General features: G+C 67.8%; 15 protein-coding genes. 11 read left to right on the forward strand and 4 right to left on the reverse strand.

Translation table 11 applies throughout. The features are described 5' to 3' along the window. The 10 genes from VFL64_RS05705 to VFL64_RS05750 all read left to right on the forward strand — a co-directional run. The coding region (locus VFL64_RS05705; RefSeq protein ID WP_489539409.1) for a response regulator at nucleotides 1-387 on the forward strand (387 nt) is incomplete at its 5' end. 28 nt (nucleotides 388-415) lie between these two features. Next, entirely contained in the window at nucleotides 416-1,468 is a 1,053-nt protein-coding gene (gene hemH / locus VFL64_RS05710; RefSeq protein ID WP_489539410.1) for a ferrochelatase, read from the forward strand. Continuing rightward, complete coding sequence (locus VFL64_RS05715) at nucleotides 1,465-1,878, forward strand: RNA-binding S4 domain-containing protein (RefSeq protein WP_489539411.1); 414 nt, start codon at nucleotides 1,465-1,467, stop codon at nucleotides 1,876-1,878. The genes hemH and VFL64_RS05715 overlap by 4 nt, the downstream gene beginning before the upstream one ends. Nucleotides 1,879-1,950: 72 nt before the next feature. Beyond that, on the forward strand, nucleotides 1,951-2,490 hold the full coding sequence (gene grpE / locus VFL64_RS05720; protein WP_489539412.1) for a nucleotide exchange factor GrpE: 540 nt from the start codon (nucleotides 1,951-1,953) through the stop codon (nucleotides 2,488-2,490). A 41-nt stretch (nucleotides 2,491-2,531) separates the two neighbouring features. Further along, nucleotides 2,532-4,520 (forward strand): molecular chaperone DnaK, encoded by a 1,989-nt coding sequence (gene dnaK / locus VFL64_RS05725; protein WP_489539453.1) that lies wholly within the window; start codon nucleotides 2,532-2,534, stop codon nucleotides 4,518-4,520. Nucleotides 4,521-4,633: 113 nt separating this feature from the next. After that, nucleotides 4,634-5,788, forward strand: a complete 1,155-nt coding sequence (dnaJ, locus tag VFL64_RS05730; RefSeq protein ID WP_489539413.1) for a molecular chaperone DnaJ — start codon at nucleotides 4,634-4,636, stop codon at nucleotides 5,786-5,788. 96 nt (nucleotides 5,789-5,884) lie between these two features. Beyond that, nucleotides 5,885-7,540: a tetratricopeptide repeat protein gene (locus VFL64_RS05735; protein ID WP_489539414.1), complete on the forward strand. Its 1,656-nt coding sequence runs from the start codon at nucleotides 5,885-5,887 to the stop codon at nucleotides 7,538-7,540. 60 nt (nucleotides 7,541-7,600) lie between these two features. Next, on the forward strand, nucleotides 7,601-8,281 hold the full coding sequence (locus VFL64_RS05740; protein WP_489539415.1) for a response regulator transcription factor: 681 nt from the start codon (nucleotides 7,601-7,603) through the stop codon (nucleotides 8,279-8,281). Continuing rightward, complete coding sequence (locus VFL64_RS05745; protein ID WP_489539416.1) at nucleotides 8,278-9,588, forward strand: sensor histidine kinase; 1,311 nt, start codon at nucleotides 8,278-8,280, stop codon at nucleotides 9,586-9,588. Before VFL64_RS05740 ends, VFL64_RS05745 begins: the two co-directional genes overlap by 4 nt. A 15-nt stretch (nucleotides 9,589-9,603) precedes the next feature. Next, nucleotides 9,604-11,274 (forward strand): phosphoethanolamine transferase, encoded by a 1,671-nt coding sequence (locus tag VFL64_RS05750; protein WP_489539417.1) that lies wholly within the window; start codon nucleotides 9,604-9,606, stop codon nucleotides 11,272-11,274. Between the two features lie 20 nt (nucleotides 11,275-11,294). Here VFL64_RS05750 and VFL64_RS05755 read toward each other — a convergent pair whose 3' ends face one another. The 4 genes from VFL64_RS05755 to VFL64_RS05770 form a co-directional block, all read right to left on the reverse strand. After that, nucleotides 11,295-12,431 carry a PA0069 family radical SAM protein gene (locus tag VFL64_RS05755; RefSeq protein WP_489539418.1) on the reverse strand — a complete coding sequence of 379 codons (1,137 nt, stop codon included), beginning with the start codon at nucleotides 12,429-12,431 and terminating at the stop codon, nucleotides 11,295-11,297. 62 nt (nucleotides 12,432-12,493) lie between these two features. Continuing rightward, nucleotides 12,494-13,489: a helix-turn-helix domain-containing protein gene (locus VFL64_RS05760; RefSeq protein WP_489539454.1), complete on the reverse strand. Its 996-nt coding sequence runs from the start codon at nucleotides 13,487-13,489 to the stop codon at nucleotides 12,494-12,496. Nucleotides 13,490-13,529: 40 nt separating this feature from the next. Beyond that, a complete protein-coding gene (locus VFL64_RS05765; protein ID WP_489539419.1) occupies nucleotides 13,530-14,600 on the reverse strand; it encodes a lipase secretion chaperone in 1,071 nt (356 codons plus the stop codon). 20 nt (nucleotides 14,601-14,620) lie between these two features. After that, nucleotides 14,621-15,544 carry an esterase/lipase family protein gene (locus VFL64_RS05770; RefSeq protein ID WP_489539420.1) on the reverse strand — a complete coding sequence of 308 codons (924 nt, stop codon included), beginning with the start codon at nucleotides 15,542-15,544 and terminating at the stop codon, nucleotides 14,621-14,623. Nucleotides 15,545-15,770: 226 nt separating this feature from the next. On the opposite strand from VFL64_RS05770, the gene VFL64_RS05775 reads away from it, so the two are divergent. Continuing rightward, nucleotides 15,771-16,673, forward strand: coding sequence for an alpha/beta fold hydrolase (locus tag VFL64_RS05775; protein ID WP_489539421.1), 903 nt, complete (start codon nucleotides 15,771-15,773; stop codon nucleotides 16,671-16,673). Nucleotides 16,674-16,681 lie beyond the last annotated feature (8 nt).

A 16,681-nucleotide genomic window follows, 5' to 3' on the forward strand; every position in this document is an offset into this window, starting at 1 on the left:
GCCAGCCCCGGCCTGCGCATGCTCTACGTGGAAGACAACCGCATCAACGCCCTGCTGTTCGAAGAAGCCATGCGCATGCACAGCAGCCACATCGAGCTGCGCGTGGCCGAAGACGGCGACCAGGCCCTGACGCTTGCGCAAGACTGGCGGCCCGAGGTGCTGGTGCTCGATGCCCACCTGCCCGGCATCTCGGGCTTCGAGGTGCTGCGCCAGCTGCGCACCCTGCCCGGCCTGGACACCGTGCCTGCTTACATGTGCTCGGCCGACGCCATGCCAGACGACGTGCAGCGCGCCTACGAGGCCGGCTTCGTCGGCTACTGGACCAAACCCATCAACATCGGCTCCGTGCTGGCCGACATCGAGGCGTGCATGCGGCGGGGCCGATAATCGCGGCCTCGTTGCTGCCGTCACCCCCATGCCGTTTGCCCGCGAACCCGCCCCCGCCTCCGGGGCGGCACCCTCCACCGCCATCCTGCTGTGCAACCTCGGTACGCCCGATGCGCCCACGCCCGGCGCCGTGCGGCGCTACCTGGCCGAGTTTCTGAGCGACCCGCGTGTGGTCGAAATCCCCAAGCTCGTCTGGTGGCCCATCCTGCACGGCATCATCCTTCGCACCCGGCCGAGCCAATCGGCCAAGCGCTACGCCAGCGTCTGGACGCCCCAAGGCTCGCCGCTCACCGTGTGGACAGACAAGCAGGCCAAGCTGCTCGCCGGCTACCTGGGCCAGCGCGGCCACCGCGTCACCGTGCGCTTTGCCATGCGCTACGGCTCGCCGTCGGTGGGGTCGGTGCTCGACGAACTCAAGGCCACCGGTGCCCAGCGGGTGCTGGTGCTGCCGATGTACCCGCAGTACTGCGCCGCCACCACGGCCAGCCTGGTCGATGCCGTGGCCACCTGGACAACCCGCATTCGCAGCCTGCCCGAGCTGCGCTTCATCAACCGCTACCACGACGACCCGCGCTACATCGACGCGCTCGCCAAGCGGCTGATGGACCACTGGCAGACCCACGGCCGCGCCGAGAAGCTGCTGATGAGCTTCCATGGCATGCCCAAGCGCACCCAGACCCTGGGCGACCCCTACTTCGACGAGTGCCAGCAAACGGCCCGCCTCGTCGCCCAACGGGCCGACGTGAAGCCCGAGAACCTGGTCGTCACCTTCCAGAGCCGGCTGGGCCGCGCTGAATGGCTGCAGCCCTACACCGAGCCCACCCTGGTCAAGCTGGCCAGGCAGGGCGTGAAGAAGGTCGACGTGATGTGCCCGGGCTTCGTGGCCGACAACCTCGAGACGCTGGAAGAAATCAACCTCGAAGCACGCGAGGCCTACTTGAAAGCCGGGGGCGTGGAGTTCAACTACGTGCCATGCCTCAACGACCAGCACGAGTGGATGGCGGCGCTGACCGGCCTGGCCTTGCAGCACATGCAGGGCTGGGAGACCCGCGCCCCGCAGAGCGCGGCCACGGGCTCATGAGCCAGGCACTGCAAGCCGTACGGCTCGACAAGTGGCTGTGGGCGGCCCGCTTCTACAAGACGCGCAGCCTGGCCACGCAGGAGATCGACAAGGGCCGCATCCAGGTCAATGGCCAGGTGGCCAAGCCGGCCCGCGAACTCAAGCCGGGTGACGTGGTCGAGATCCGCCAGGGCCCGGTGCTGCGCGCCATCGCAGTGCGCGCCCTGAGCAGCGTGCGCGGCCCGGCGCCCGTGGCCCAGGCCCTCTATGAGGAGACGCCCGACAGCGTGGCCCGGCGCGACGAAGCCGCCCGCCAGCGGCGCGAAACCCCCGAGCCGGCCCTGGCCATCGAACAAGGCCGGCCCACCAAGCGCGACCGGCGCCAGCTGGCCGACTGGAACCGCTGGAGCGCCTCGGTCGACCCCGACTGAACATTTCGCGTTTCAGCCTCTTGAAATCCCCGGCCGCAGCCCCAAATGCGCGCCTTCGACAGGTAGACACCCATGCAGAACACAGAAGACAACGTCCAGACACCGGGTTCGAGCGCTCCCGCCAACGACCCCGCAGTCAGCCCGGCCCCCGAAGCCGCTCCCCCCTCTGAACAGCCCTCCGCCGAGGCCCGCTTGGCCGAGATGTCCGACGCCTACCTGCGCGCCAAGGCCGAGACCGAGAACATCCGCCGCCGCGCCGACGAAGAGATCGCCAAGGCCCGCAAGTTCGCCGTGGAAGGCTTTGCCGAGAGCCTGCTCCCCGTGAAGGACAGCCTGGAAGCCGCCATTGCCATCCAGGCCGCCACGCCCGAGCAGCTGCTCGAAGGCGTGCACGCCACGCTGCGCCAGCTGGCCCAGGCACTCGAGCGCAACAAGGTGATCGAGATCAACCCGCCCGCCGGCACCCGCTTCGACCCCCACCAGCACCAAGCCATCAGCATGGTGCCCGCCGAGCAGGAGGCCAACACCGTGGTGGCCGTCCTGCAGAAGGGCTACCTGATCGCCGAGCGCGTGCTGCGCCCCGCCCTCATCACCGTCGCCGCGCCGAAATAGACGACATCCACAAGCTGCGGCCCTTGAAAAGGGCTGCACTTATCCACAACTCGAACACATCCAACTTTCAGCTTGCAGGAGAACACAACATGGCAAAGATCATCGGCATTGACCTCGGGACGACCAACTCGTGCGTTGCCATCATGGAAGGCAACAACACGAAGGTGATCGAGAACAGCGAAGGTGCGCGCACCACGCCTTCCATCGTGGCCTACCAGGAAGACGGCGAGATCCTCGTCGGCGCCTCGGCCAAGCGCCAGGCCGTCACCAACCCGAAGAACACGCTGTACGCCGTCAAGCGCCTGATCGGCCGCAAATTCACCGAGAAGGAAGTGCAAAAGGACATCGACCTGATGCCCTACAAGATCGTGGCCGCCGACAACGGCGACGCCTGGGTCGAAGTGCGCGGCCAGAAGCTCGCCGCGCAGCAGGTCAGCGCCGAGATCCTGCGCAAGATGAAGAAGACCGCCGAAGACTACCTCGGCGAAACCGTCACCGAAGCCGTGATCACCGTGCCCGCGTACTTCAACGACGCACAGCGCCAGGCCACCAAGGACGCCGGCCGCATTGCCGGCCTCGACGTCAAGCGCATCATCAACGAGCCCACTGCGGCCGCGCTGGCCTTCGGCCTAGACAAGAACGACAAGGGTGACCGCAAGATCGCCGTGTACGACCTGGGCGGCGGCACCTTCGACATCTCGATCATCGAGATCGCCGATGTCGATGGCGAGAAGCAGTTCGAAGTGCTCTCCACCAACGGCGACACCTTCCTGGGCGGCGAAGACTTTGACCAGCGCATCATCGACTACATCATCACCGAGTTCAAAAAGGAACAAGGCGTCGATCTGTCGAAGGACGTGCTCGCCCTGCAGCGCCTGAAGGAAGCCGCCGAGAAGGCCAAGATCGAGCTCTCGAACAGCGCGCAGACCGACATCAACCTGCCCTACGTGACCGCCGATGCCTCGGGCCCGAAGCACCTGAACATCAAGCTCACGCGTGCCAAGCTCGAAGCCCTGGTCGAGGACCTGATCGAGCGCACGATTGCGCCCTGCCGCACCGCCATCAAGGACGCCGGCGTCAACGCCAGCCAGATCGACGACGTGATCCTGGTCGGTGGCATGACCCGCATGCCCAAGGTGCAGGAGAAGGTCAAGGAGTTCTTCGGCAAGGACCCGCGCAAGGACGTCAACCCCGATGAAGCCGTGGCCGTGGGCGCCGCGATTCAAGGCCAGGTGCTGGCCGGGGATCGGAAGGATGTTCTTCTCCTCGATGTGACGCCGCTGAGCTTGGGCATCGAGACCATGGGCGGCGTGATGACCAAGATGATCGCCAAGAACACCACCATCCCGACCAAGTTCTCGCAGGTCTTCTCGACCGCCGAGGACGGCCAGCCGGCGGTGACGATCAAGGTCTTCCAGGGCGAGCGCGAGATGGCCGCCGGCAACAAGAGCCTGGGCGAGTTCAACCTCGAAGGCATCCCGCCGGCACCGCGCGGCACGCCGCAGATCGAGGTGAGCTTCGACATCGATGCCAACGGCATCCTGCACGTGGGCGCCAAGGACAAGGGCACCGGCAAGGAAAACAAGATCACCATCAAGGCGAACTCCGGCCTCTCCGAAGCCGAGATCCAACAGATGGTGAAGGACGCCGAGCTCAACGCCGCTGAAGACAAGAAGAAGCTCGAGCTGGTGCAGGCCCGCAACCAGGCCGATGCGCTGGTGCACAGCGTGAAGAAATCCCTGGGCGAGTACGCCGACAAGCTCGACACTGGCGAGAAGGAAAAGATCGAAGCCGCCCTGAAGGATGCCGAAGAGGCGATCAAGGGTGAAGACAAGGCCGCGATCGAAGCCAAGACCGAAGCGTTGATGACGGCCAGCCAGAAGCTGGGCGAGAAGGTGTACGCCGATTCGCAGGCGGCTGCCGGTGCAGGTGCCTCGCAGGCCGAAGCACCCCAGGCCGCAGCAGCGGACAAGGCGAGCGACGACAACGTCGTCGACGCCGAGTTCAAGGAAGTCAAGGACAAGAAGTAAGCAGCGCACCGGAGGCGCCCAACGCAAACCTCTCCCCCGTGGGCTCTCCAGGCACACGGGGGATTTCGCGTTAATCGCGGCAGTACACACAGCAGCGGCAGCAGCACAAGCACATGGCAAAGCGTGACTATTACGACGTGCTCGGCGTGGCGAAAAACGCCTCCGAGGACGACATCAAGAAGGCCTACCGCAAGCTGGCCATGAAGTACCACCCTGACCGCAACCAGGGTGACGGGGCCAAGAAGGCGGAAGAGCAGTTCAAGGAGGCCAAGGAGGCCTACGAGATGCTCTCCGACACGCAAAAGCGCGCTGCCTACGACCAGTACGGCCATGCGGGCGTGGACCCGAACGCCGGCGGCTTCCGTCCGGGCGGCCCGGGGGCGGAAGGCTTTGGCGGCTTCGCCGAGGCCTTCGGCGACATCTTCGGCGACATCTTCGGCGGCCAGGGTGGCGGCGGCCAGCGCCGTGGGGGTGGCCAGCAGGTCTACCGCGGCAGCGACCTGAGCTACGCGATGGAGATCACCCTCGAAGAAGCGGCGCAGGGCAAGGAAACCCAGATCCGCATCCCCAGCTGGGAAGAGTGCGGCACCTGCCACGGCAGCGGCGCCAAGCCCGGCACCAGCGCCAAGACCTGCCCGAGCTGCAACGGCTCCGGCACGGTGACCATGCGCCAGGGCTTCTTCAGCATCCAGCAAACCTGCCCGCACTGCCACGGCACGGGCAAGATCATCCCCGAGCCCTGCAGCACCTGCCACGGCCAGGGCAAGGTGAAGAAGAACAAGACGCTGGAGGTGAAGATCCCTGCCGGCATCAACGAAGGCATGCGCATCCGCTCGGCCGGCAACGGCGAGCCGGGCACCAACGGCGGCCCGGCGGGCGACCTCTACATCGAGATCCGCATCAAGCAGCACGAGATCTTCGAGCGCGACGGCGACGACCTGCATTGCACCGTGCCGGTGGGCCTGACGACCGCCGCGCTGGGCAGCACGATCGAGGTGCCCACGCTGGGCGGCAAGGCCGAGATCGACCTGCCCGAAGGCACGCAGCACGGCAAGACCTTCCGCCTGCGCGGCAAGGGCATCAAAGGCGTGCGCTCCAGCTACCCGGGCGACCTGTACTGCCATATCAGCGTGGAAACGCCCGTCAAGCTGACCGAGCACCAGCGCAAGCTGCTGCGCGAACTCGACGAATCGCTGTCCAAGTCGGCCGACCGCCACTCGCCCAACTCCAAGGGCTGGGCCAACCGCGTCAAGGACTTGTTCAAGTAAACCCGGCAGGGGCCGATAACTCCGGCAGTACCCACGCGTTTCCGCTGGCCAGCCATCGCCAGCCGCGGGCGCGGTGGGCCTGGAGCTAGAGTCGTCGTGCAACTGCTGGACCGCGAGATCGCCGACTGCCGAGCCCTGGTTGTCGACGGCAACCCGACCTCGCGCAGCATCCTCACCGCGCAACTGCGCGACTTCGGCGTGGGCACGGTCGTGCAATGCGGCCGCATCCACGACGCCCGCAAGCAACTCGAAGCCCGCACCTTCGACGTGGTGCTGTGCGAGCACCGCTTCGACGCCGAAGACAGCAGCTACACCGCCCAGAACCTGCTCGACGACCTGCGGCGCAGCGGCCTGCTGCCCTTCTCCACTGTGTTCATCGTCGTCACCGGCGAAGCCTCGTACACCATGGTGGCCGACGCCGCCGAATCGGCGCTCGACAGCTACCTGCTCAAGCCCCACACCGCCACCGCGCTCGGCGAACGCCTGACGCAGGCGCGCCGGCGCAAGAAGGTGCTGGGCGACATCTTCACTGCCATCGAGCAGCAAGACTACGCGCAGGCCACGCGCCTGTGCCTGGAGCGATTCGCCAGCCGCTCGTCCTACTGGCTGTATGCCGCGCGCATCGGCTCGGAGCTGCTGCTGCGCCAAGGCCACCATGAAGAAGCCCGCAAGCTGTGCGAGGCGGTGCTGGCCACCGGCGCCCTGCCCTGGGCCAAGCTCGGCATCGCCCGCGCCCAGATCGACGGCAACCAGCCCACGCAGGCCCTGCGCACACTGGAGAGCCTGATCGGCGAGCACCCCACCCACGTCGACGCCTACGACGTGATGGGCCGCGTGCACGTCGAGCAGGGCAACCTGGGCGATGCCCTCGCCACCTACAGCAAGGCCAGCGCTCTCACGCCCGGCTCCATCACCCGCCTGCAGAAGCACGGCATGCTGGCCTTCTACATGGGCGAGCGCGACGAGGCCGCCAAGATGCTGGACCGCGCGGCAACCCTGGGCCTGAGTTCCAAGATGTTCGACCACCAGTCACTGGTGCTGCTGGCCTTCGCGCGCTTCCACCAGCGCGACAGCAAGGGACTGCAGCGCTGCCTCGAAAGCCTGCAGCGCGCGCTCGAACGTGCACCGCAGAGCCGACGGCTGGAGCGCTTCGTCGCCGTCGTCCGCGTGTTCAGCCTGATGCTGCAAAAGCAGGTTGCCGCTGTCGTGGCCGAGGTGCGCCAGCTCTTTGCCAGCCTGCAGGAGCCGGAGCTGGACATCGAAGAAGCCTGCAACCTGCTGGCCCTGCTGTCGGAGCTCACCGCAGGTGAGCTGCGGCTCGACGGTTGCGAGATCTGGGTCGACACCCTGGGGCTGCGCTTCGCCAGCTCCAAGGGCCTGACCGAACTGCTCGCCGGAGCGGCCGGCGCGCACGCGCCCTTTGCACAGCGCGTGCGCGATGCGCACCAGACCATCGGCGCGCTGGCCGAGCAGGCGGTGACCCACACGGTGCAAGGACAGCACCGCAACGCCGTGCTCTTGCTCATCGCACATGTCGAACGCACGCTCAACGCCAAGCTGATCGAGCTGGCCCGCATGACCTTGCAGCGGCACGGCAGCAAGATCGACGATGCACCGGCGCTTTCAGCGCGCGTGGAATCGCTGCGCGAGCGCTACGCGAGCAGCGCCTGTGCAGCCGCCGTCGGCCAGGCGGGCGGTCGGCAGCCGGGCGCGCTCAACCTGCGCACGGGCGAGCCCGCCGCCGCGGCCTGACCCACCCCAGGCGATCGTTCAGCTTGCAGTCAGCCCTGGCGCGGCGACAATGCGGGCACCATGCACATCACACTGATCGAAGACGACATCGATCTGGGCCAAGCGGTCGCTGATCACCTCGTGGCCCAGGGCCATGCCGTTGAATGGCTGAAGACAGCCTCGCAGGCGCGCGAAGCGCTGGGCCAGTTGAGCGAGCAACGCAACAGTGACATGGCCTTGCTCGACCTCGGCCTGCCCGATGGCGACGGCATGACGCTGCTCGCGCAGGTTCGCTCGCAGTCCTCGCCCTTCCCCGTGCTGATCCTGAGTGCGCGCGACCAGATCCGCGACCGCATCCATGGCCTGGCGTCGGGTGCCGACGACTACCTCGTCAAGCCTTTCGACCTGGAAGAGCTGAGCGCGCGCGTCGATGCCGTCGCGCGCCGCTACGCCCTCACCCCCACGCCGCTGCTGCTGCTGGCCGGGGGGGCGCAGGTCGAATTCCATTCGCAAGTGGTGCGCCGCGATGGCGCCACCTTGTCGTTGACGGCCATGGAATGGGCACTGCTGCGCTGCCTGGCCATCAACCCCGGCCAGACCTGGAGCAAGGAAGCCCTGACGCGGCGCCTGTACACGCAAGGTGAAAGCAGCGACAGCAACACGCTCGAAGTGCTGATCAGCCGCCTGCGCAAGAAGCTCGGCCCCGAATCCATCAGCACCACACGCCAGCTCGGCTATCGGCTGGAACGCCTGCCCGGATGAAGCCTCGCCGCTGGAGCCTGGCACGGGTGCTGCGGCGCCGTCTGCTGGCTGCGGTGGCCTTGTTGTGGACGGCGGCGGCGGTGGTGGCCACCATCGCCGTGCGCCACGAGCTGAACGGCGTGCTCGACAGCGCGCTGCTCTCGGTGGCGGAGCAGATCCCCCTCGAAGGCAAGTACGGCAACGCCGAGGTTCAGGCTTCGTTGCCCGAGGTACCCCATGAAGAAGTGATGCACGTGCTGGTGCGCAACGCGCATGGCGTGGTGCTGCGCCAGTCCGGCCCCAGCGACCATGTGCCTTGGCCGCTCGATGCGCCCCCCGGCCTGCAGACCGTGGGCGGCTGGCGGGTGGCCACGCGGCGCACCGTCGACAACCAGGTGGTGGTGCAGGTCGGCGAGCCGCTGAACGAACGGCGCCAGTCGTTGACCGAGAGCACGGCCGCCCTGGTGCTGCCGCTGCTGGCCTTGCTGCCTCTGGCCACGCTGCTCATCGACCTGCTGCTGCGCCGCTCCTTCCAGGGCGTGAACCAGGCCAGCGAGCAGTTGCGCGCGCGGCCCGAGGGCGACATCTCGCCCTTGCAGGCCAACGACCTGCCTTCGGAGTTCGAGCCCATGATGGACTCGATCAACGCGCTGGTCGAACGGCTGCAGGGCGTGGTGCGAGCGGAGCGCGCCTTTGCGGCCAGCAGCGCGCACGAGTTGCGCACGCCGCTGGCCGCGGCACGCGCACAGGCGCAGCGCCTGGTGGCCGAGTTGCCCGGGCGCGAGTCGCAGGAACGCGCGCTGGCGCTGGTGCGCTCGCTCGACCGGTTGAGCAACACCGCCACCAAGCTGCTGCAGATCTCGCGCGTCGAATCGGGCATCGGCCTGGCTCGCGAGCCGGTCGACCTGCGTCAGCTCGCCACCCTGGTACTGGACGAGTTCCGGCATCACGCCGACGCCGTGTTCCGCCTGGTTGTTGAACTGCCCGACGAGCCGGTCATCGTGCAGGGCGACATGGACGCCCTGGGCATCGCCATCCGCAACCTCATCGAGAACGCACTCAAGCATGCACCCGATGCCGAGGTCGAAGTGCGCGTCGAAGCGCCGGGCCGGGTGATCGTCAGCGACAACGGGCCGGGCGTCAGCAAGGAGGTGCTGGCCACGCTGTCGCAACCCTATTCGCGCGGGACGACGCGCACCGAAGGCACCGGCCTGGGCCTGGCGATCGTCGCGCGCATCGCGCAGCAGCAGCACGCCAGCCTGCTGCTGCAGTCGCCGCTGCCGGATGAAACTTTTGGCTTCCGTGCCACACTGACCGTTGCCCCCTGAACCCACGTCTCGTCGATGCACCTGTTCCATCGCTCCGCCGCCTCTGGCCGGTACTCCCACATGGCTGGCGGCTGGAATCCGCTGACGCTCAACTGGCTCGCCAGCGCATGGATGGCGATCCTGGCCAACTGGCCGCTGTGGAACACCCTGCACCAGCTGCCCGAGATGACCTCGCTGCGCGGCAAGCTGTTCATCGCAGCGCTGTGCGGCATGGTGATGGGGCTCACGGCCTTCGTGCTCACGCTGGCGAGCTGGCGCTGGAGCATCAAGCCGGTGCTGGCGATCTTCCTGCTCGCGGCGGCGGCGGGTGCGCATTTCATGGGCACCTACAACGTGGTGATCGACACCACCATGATCGTCAACGTGCTGCAGACCGACGCCCGCGAGACGCGCGACCTGCTCAGCCTGCGCTTTTTCATCGCCATGCTGCTGCTGGCCGGCCTGCCGCTGCTGTGGCTGACCCGCGTGCGGGTGCAGCCCCTGGGCTGGTGGCCGCAACTCAAGCGCAACCTGCTGGGCGCGCTGGCTGCGCTGATCCTCATGGTGGGGCTGCTGGCGATCTTCTTCGCCGACATGTCAACCACCATGCACAACCACAAATCGGTGCGCTACCTCATCAACCCGCTCAACTCGTTCTATGCGCTGGGCATGGTGGCCGCCGAGGCCGGGGCCACGCCCAGCGGGCCGCCGCTCGCGGTGGGTACCGACGCGAAGCTGGTCACCCGCCCCGCCGGCAGCCTGCCGCCGCTGCTCCTGCTGGTGGTGGGTGAAACGGCCCGCGCGGACCACTTCTCGCTGAACGGCTACGCGCGCCCCACCAACCCGCAGCTGGCCGAGCTCGATGTGCTCAGCCTGCGCGAGGTGCGCTCCTGCGGCACCAGCACCGCCACCTCGCTGCCCTGCATGTTCTCTGTCTTCGGCAAGGACAGTTTCGAGTCCGAAGACCACCCGCGCGAGAACCTGCTCGACGTGCTGCAGCATGCCGGCCTGGCCGTGCTGTGGCTCGACAACCAGGCCGGCTGCAAAGGCCTCTGCGACCGCGTGCCACAGGCCGATGCGCACGACGGCCCCAATCTGCCCCCCGCGCTGTGCAGCGATGGCGAGTGCCTGGACGAAGCCCTGCTGCACGGGCTCGATGCGCGCATCGCCGCCCTGCCCGCCGAGCGCCGGGACAAGGGCGTGGTGCTGGTGCTGCACCAGATGGGCAGCCACGGCCCGGCCTACTGGAAGCGCTCGCCGCCCGACCGCAAGCCCTTCAAGCCCGAGTGCGAGACCAATGTGCTGCAGAAATGCGACCGGCAGGCGCTGGTCAACACCTACGACAACTCCATCGTCTACACCGACCACCTGCTGGCCAGCGCCATCGGCTGGCTCAAGGGCCGCGCCAGCAGCCACACCACGGCCATGCTCTACGTGTCGGACCACGGCGAATCGCTGGGCGAGAACAACCTCTACCTGCACGGCCTGCCTTACGCCTTTGCGCCGCGCGAGCAAAAGCACGTGCCCTGGGTGATGTGGTTCTCGCCCGCGGCATCGGCGAGTCTCAAGCCCGACTGCATGCAGGCGCAGCGTGACACCCCCTACAGCCACGACAACATCTCGCACACCGTGCTGGGCCTGATGGGCGTGCAGACCTCGGTCTACCGCGAAGCGCTCGACATCACGGCGGGTTGCCGTCTTCGCTGAGCTTCATCAGCCGAGCTTCATCAGAACAGCTCGGCCTGGCCGTCGTTCCTGGCGGATGATGGCTTGTCGGGCCGGCCAGGCTTGCGGAACTTCGACAGGTCGAGCGCAATGCGCGTCCTGTTCAATCCGAGCCGCGCACAGGCCTTGCCGAAGCGCTGCTGCAGCAGCTGCGCCCACACGCCCTCGCCGCTCATGCGGCTGCCAAAGCTCGCGTCGTAGTCCTTGCCGCCACGCATCTCGCGCACGCGGGCCATCACCCGGGCCGCGCGGTCGGGAAAGTGCTGCTCCAGCCACTGCTGGAACAGCGGGCTCACCTCCCACGGCAGGCGCAGCACCACGCTGAAGGCCGAGCGCGCGCCGGCCGCAGCAGCCGCTTCGAGAATGCGCTCGATCTCCGGCTCGTTGATGAAGGGAATGACCGGCGACACGCTCACCCCCACCGGCACGCCCGCCTTGGCCAGCGTCTCGATGGTGCGCAGGCGCCGGTGCGGCGCCGCGGCACGCGGCTCCAGGATGCGCGCGAGCTGCGGGTCGAGCGAGGTGACCGACACGTACACCGCCACCAGGTCGTCGGCCGCCATGGGTGCGATGAGGTCGAGGTCGCGCTCCACGCCCGACGACTTGGTGACCAGCGAGAACGGGTGCCGGCACTCGGACAGCAACTCGATGATCGAGCGCGTGATGCCCAGCTTGCGTTCGATGGGCTGGTACGCGTCGGTCGCAGAGCCGATGTTGAGAAAGCCCGGTTCGTAGCCGCGCTTGGAAAGCGCCTCGCGCAGCCGCTCGGTGGCGTTCACCTTGGCGACGATCTTGGTCTCGAAGTCGAGGCCCGGCGACATGTTGAGGTAGCTGTGCGTGGGCCGCGCAAAGCAGTAGATGCAGCCGTGCTCGCAGCCGCGGTAGGGGTTGATGGAGAGGTCGAAGCTGATGTCGGGCGAGTCGTTGCTAGACAGGATGGACTTGACGCGTTCTTCGATGATCTGCGTCTCGGGCGGCAAGTGCTCCTGCTCGGCCAGCTGATCCACCGTGCCCCAGCCGTCGTCGAAGCCTTCGGAGGTCTGCTTCGCGTAGCGGTGGATGATGGCCCAGGCCGTACCCCGCCCTTTGATGGCTTCTTGCTCGCTGGGATCGGGCTCCCGGGGTGGGCGGTACTTCATCGTCTGGCGCTCATGCTTGGCGCCAGTATGCACGCAATACTGTATTTATGTACAGTCCATTTTCAGCGCCGCAGGTGGCCGCGCCGCCACTGCCCAGGCGTCATCCCCGACCAGCGCTTGAACGCGTGTTGAAAGGCCGACTGGTTGGCAAAGCCGAGCGCGAGTGCAATGTCGGTCAGGCTGCGTTGCGGTTCGGCCAGGTACTGCTTGGCCTTGCTGTCGCGCACGCCGTCGAGCAGCACACGGAAGCTCAAGCCCAACTCCTCCAGGTGGCTCTGCAGTGTGCGAGGGGCCATGTCGAGGTCGGCCGCCAGGGCATCGAGCGTGAGCGGCCCGTTGCCCAGGCGGTCGCGCAGGCCGCGCCTCACCCGCACCAGCAGGCCGGCGGAGTCGCCGTCGAGCCGTTCGAGTTCGTTGGCGGCCTGCGTGCGCAGCACGCCGTTGACGCCCGGGTCGTGCTGGCGCACGGGCAGCGCGAGGTAGTCCGACAAGCCCACCATCGCCGTGCTGGGGCTGTGGAAGCTGATGCGCCCGCCAAAGCAGCGTTCATAGTCCGCCATGTCGGCCAGCGGGGGGCCTTCGAAGTTCGCATCGAAGCGCAGGCCCGGCTCGCCGGTGAGCCAGCGCGCCCGCGAGGCCCAGGCGCCCATCAGCATGTGCGCGAGCCGGGGTGACAGCGTTTCGCCGGTGGGTAGCAGGCGCAACTCGAAGTGGCGCTCGTCGAGCGTGGCCTTGATGCGGTACACGTTGCTGAACAGGCGCTGGTAGCGCACCAGCAGCGTCCCCACCTCGGAGATGCACGGGCTCGTCATCAGCGTGAAGCCGAGCACGCCGCCTTCCCAGGTCTGCACCAGCTCGGAGGCCTTGAGCGGCAGGCCGGGGTCGCCCAAGCTGGCCTGGGCCTCGTCGAGCAGTGCATGGAAGTCGTCGAGCGCGAAGGCGGCCACGCTGTCGGCCCCTTCCATGCGGTGCAGCACCGCGGCCGAGAACACACCCGCCGGGTCGACACCTTGCTGGCGCAGGTAGGCCAGCACCGCGCGGCAGTAGCCGACGTGCACGTTCAAGGAGGCCGCCGCAGCCGCCTTCCGGCCGGCTGGATCAACCGGGCGATGGAGACCGAGGGACTGTGGCTGCGTCACGGGCGGCGGAATCCTGGATGCGTTCGATCGTCTCGATGCGGATGCGCTCCGGTCCGGCAAAGCCGTCGTTGCGCAGGGCTTCGACCTGCTGCTGGCGCATGCTCTCGGCGAGCGTGGTGTCGTCGAGGATGCGGGCGCGCAGCTGCAGGTACGCGGCCACGCGACTATCCCACGACTCGGTCTGTCGATCCAGTGCCTCCAGGCGGTCTGCGGCCTCTCGGCCCACCAGGTTTTCACGCAGCTCGCGCAGCTCTTGCGGCTTGCCTGCGCGCTGCTGCCAGGCGGTGGTGAGGGCGTCCAGCGTCTGCACCGTTTCCAGCACATCCATCTGCTGGCGCACCGCTTCGGGCTGTGCATTGCGCAGCTCGGCAATGCGCGCCGCCTGCTGCGCGGGCGACAGCTGCCTGTCTTCGAGCACGGCCATCCTGGCCAGGGTGTAGCGGTCGTAGGACTCTTCTTCACCGAAGAAGGCCGCGGCCACCTGGGGATCGAAGTGGCGGGCGCGCAGCGCGCTGACGACGCCCATGCGGGCCCGCATGTCTGCCAGCGAAGCGGCGCGCGAATGCGCGAGCGTGCGGGCCAGTTCACTCTTGTAGGCGAGGTAGCTGTCCAGCAAGGCCAGCGCCTGCTCGCCCGCAGGCGTGCCGCGCAGGCGGTGCGAGACGTAGGCCCGCACGCGATCGCGCTGGCGGGCGGCCGTCTCTTCGCCGTCGGCCGACAGGAAGTAGTCGAACATCAAGCGAAGCCCGCGCGTGACTTTCAAACGGCCTTGCGCGTCAACCTCCAACTCGCCGCCCACCTCGGTGCCTTGCAGCGAGGCCGGCAGCGCCTCCAGCCCGGTGCGAAAGGCGACCGGCGATGCATCGGCCTGCGCGGGGCCTGTGCCCGCGCTCAGCCAGACGTCCACGCCCTCGGGCGTCGCCGTCTGGTGCGCCGCTTCTGGCGGCGCAGCCCGGCCCAACCACACCCAAGCGCCCAGCAGCAGCGCCGCCGCAACGGCACCTGCGGCGAGGCGCTTGTTCGCGCGCACAGGGGTTACCTGCGCAGGCGTCACAGGCCGGCCAGCTTGAGCCGGTTGGCGTGCTGGCGGTACAGCGCCACCGGGTCGGTGAAGCCGGTCGCACCGAAGAAGTGATTGATCGTGTCCAGGTGGTTGAGGTTGTAGTCGCTGCGGATGACTTGACCCAGGTGGCTGTCGCATCGGCCCACCAGACCATCATTCGGCGCCCCTTTGAAGGCCAGCGCGGTGAGCGCCATCGCGGAGTCGCTGGGATCGATCACGCTGGTGACCAGGCCCGTACCGCTCCACGAGTAGTAGCGCACGCCATTCACCGTGGTGGCCCCCTGCCCGCAGCGCGTGGTGGGCACACCGGCCGGGAAGTTCTTGTTGAACTTGGCCGCGCCCGTGGTGGTGAGCGAGGTGAGCACGGCGTTGCCGCTGGCCGGAAGGCCGGCGCTGCCGGAGAGAAGATCGATGATCGAGCCGAGGCCCGACACCACCGCATTGACCACCGCATTGGTGAAGGTACCCGCCGGGGCTACGCCGGCGATCACGTCGGCAACCGGCGAGCCGCCGGTGGTACCGCTGACTGAAGTCACCGAGGCCACCTTCTCAGGCGCCACGGCCGCCACGTAGCGCGTGGACTGGTTGCCCTGGCTGTGGCCGACGAGGTTGACCTTCTTCGCGCCGGTGACGGCGAGGATGGTATTCACCTGCTGCAGCAGCTGCTCGCCGCGCACTTCGGACGAGTTCACCGCCGACACCTTGGTCGTGTAGACCTTGGCGCCGTTGGATTGCAGGTCACGGGTGATGCCGTACCAGTAGTCGATGCCGGCCGCGGTGTCCCAGCCCAGCAGGCCGTGGGCCAGCACGATGGGGTACTTGGTGGCGGAGTAGGTTCCGGCGGCACTGGCGGGGGCCGATGCGACGACGAGGGCGGCAGCGGCCATCGCGCCGAAGAGTTGGCGGTTCATCAGTCTTGTCTCCTTGGTTCTCGGTGGAACGACTGCCCCGTTTCCCGGGTTGCAGCGGAGGCGAATGGTGTCGCCTGCCCAAGGTCGTGTCTTGCCTGTTCGCGCAGATGTTTTGCTCAGACGCGTGGAGCTAGGGCAAATCCCGAGCCGGGCGGAGCCGCACAGAAGCCCTGCAGCGGCACATGGCTTGCCCTCGTCCCGTGGCACTCATTCAAGGAGAAACGGCATGACCACGAATCGCGCTGCACCCATCCTGTTTCGAATGGCCTGCTTGGCCGGGCTCCTGTCGCTGGCCTTCTGGGCCTACGGCCAGGGCGCGCGGGCCGCGAAGGGCAAGACGACGCACACGACCACCTCGCGCGATGGCACCCGCATCACGTATGACAGGCAGGGCACCGGCCCGGCCCTCATCGTGGTGGGCGGCGCGTTGTCAGATCGCTCGGGGGCCGCGGGTCTGGCCGATCTGCTCGCAGCGCGCTTCACGGTGTACAGCTACGACCGCCGCGGCCGTGGCGGCAGCACCGACACACTGCCCTATGCGGTCGAGCGCGAGATCGAAGACATCGAGGCGCTCATCGACAGCGCGGGCGGCACGGCCAACGTGTACGGCAAGTCGTCGGGCGCCAGCCTGGCCCTGCGGGCCGCGGCCGCACTCGGCAGCAAGGTTGTCAAGCTGGCCCTCTACGAAGCGCCCTACAACGACACCGAAGGCGCCGCCAGCGAATGGCGGGTGTTCCGCGCCAAGCTCGACGAGCACCTCGCCGCAGGCCGCCGCGCCGAGGCCATCACGCTGTTCATGGGCTTCGTCGGTGCGCCCGACGATGTCATCGCCCAGATGAAGGCCTCGCCCGCCTGGCCCGGCATGCTGGCCATGGCGCACACGCTCGCGTACGACAACGCCGTCGTGGGTGACGACTGGTCGGTGCCCGTCGACATCGCCGCCAGGATCACGGCGCCCACGCTGGTGATGGATGGTGGCGCCAGCCTCGGCCCCCTGCCGTACATGCGCCAGGCGGCAGACAGACTGGGCCAGGCCATTCCGGCTGCCCAGCGTCTTGTGATCGAAGGCCAGAGCCATGACGTGAGCCCCGAGATCCTGGTGCCGCATCTGCTCAAGTTCTTCAGTTAGAACCAAGC

This window comes from Rhizobacter sp. (genome assembly GCF_035702065.1).
Taxonomy (GTDB): Bacteria; Pseudomonadota; Gammaproteobacteria; order Burkholderiales; family Burkholderiaceae_C; genus Rhizobacter.

Coding starts and splice junctions, on each gene's coding strand:
- VFL64_RS05750 (WP_489539417.1), top strand. CDS start 9,604: ATGCACCTGTTCCATCGCTCCGCCGCCTCTGGCCGGTACTCCCACATG.
- VFL64_RS05740 (WP_489539415.1), top strand. CDS start 7,601: ATGCACATCACACTGATCGAAGACGACATCGATCTGGGCCAAGCGGTC.
- grpE (WP_489539412.1), top strand. CDS start 1,951: ATGCAGAACACAGAAGACAACGTCCAGACACCGGGTTCGAGCGCTCCC.
- VFL64_RS05715 (WP_489539411.1), top strand. CDS start 1,465: ATGAGCCAGGCACTGCAAGCCGTACGGCTCGACAAGTGGCTGTGGGCG.
- VFL64_RS05775 (WP_489539421.1), top strand. CDS start 15,771: ATGACCACGAATCGCGCTGCACCCATCCTGTTTCGAATGGCCTGCTTG.
- VFL64_RS05770 (WP_489539420.1), bottom strand. CDS start 15,544: ATGAACCGCCAACTCTTCGGCGCGATGGCCGCTGCCGCCCTCGTCGTC.
- dnaJ (WP_489539413.1), top strand. CDS start 4,634: ATGGCAAAGCGTGACTATTACGACGTGCTCGGCGTGGCGAAAAACGCC.
- hemH (WP_489539410.1), top strand. CDS start 416: ATGCCGTTTGCCCGCGAACCCGCCCCCGCCTCCGGGGCGGCACCCTCC.
- VFL64_RS05745 (WP_489539416.1), top strand. CDS start 8,278: ATGAAGCCTCGCCGCTGGAGCCTGGCACGGGTGCTGCGGCGCCGTCTG.
- VFL64_RS05755 (WP_489539418.1), bottom strand. CDS start 12,431: ATGAAGTACCGCCCACCCCGGGAGCCCGATCCCAGCGAGCAAGAAGCC.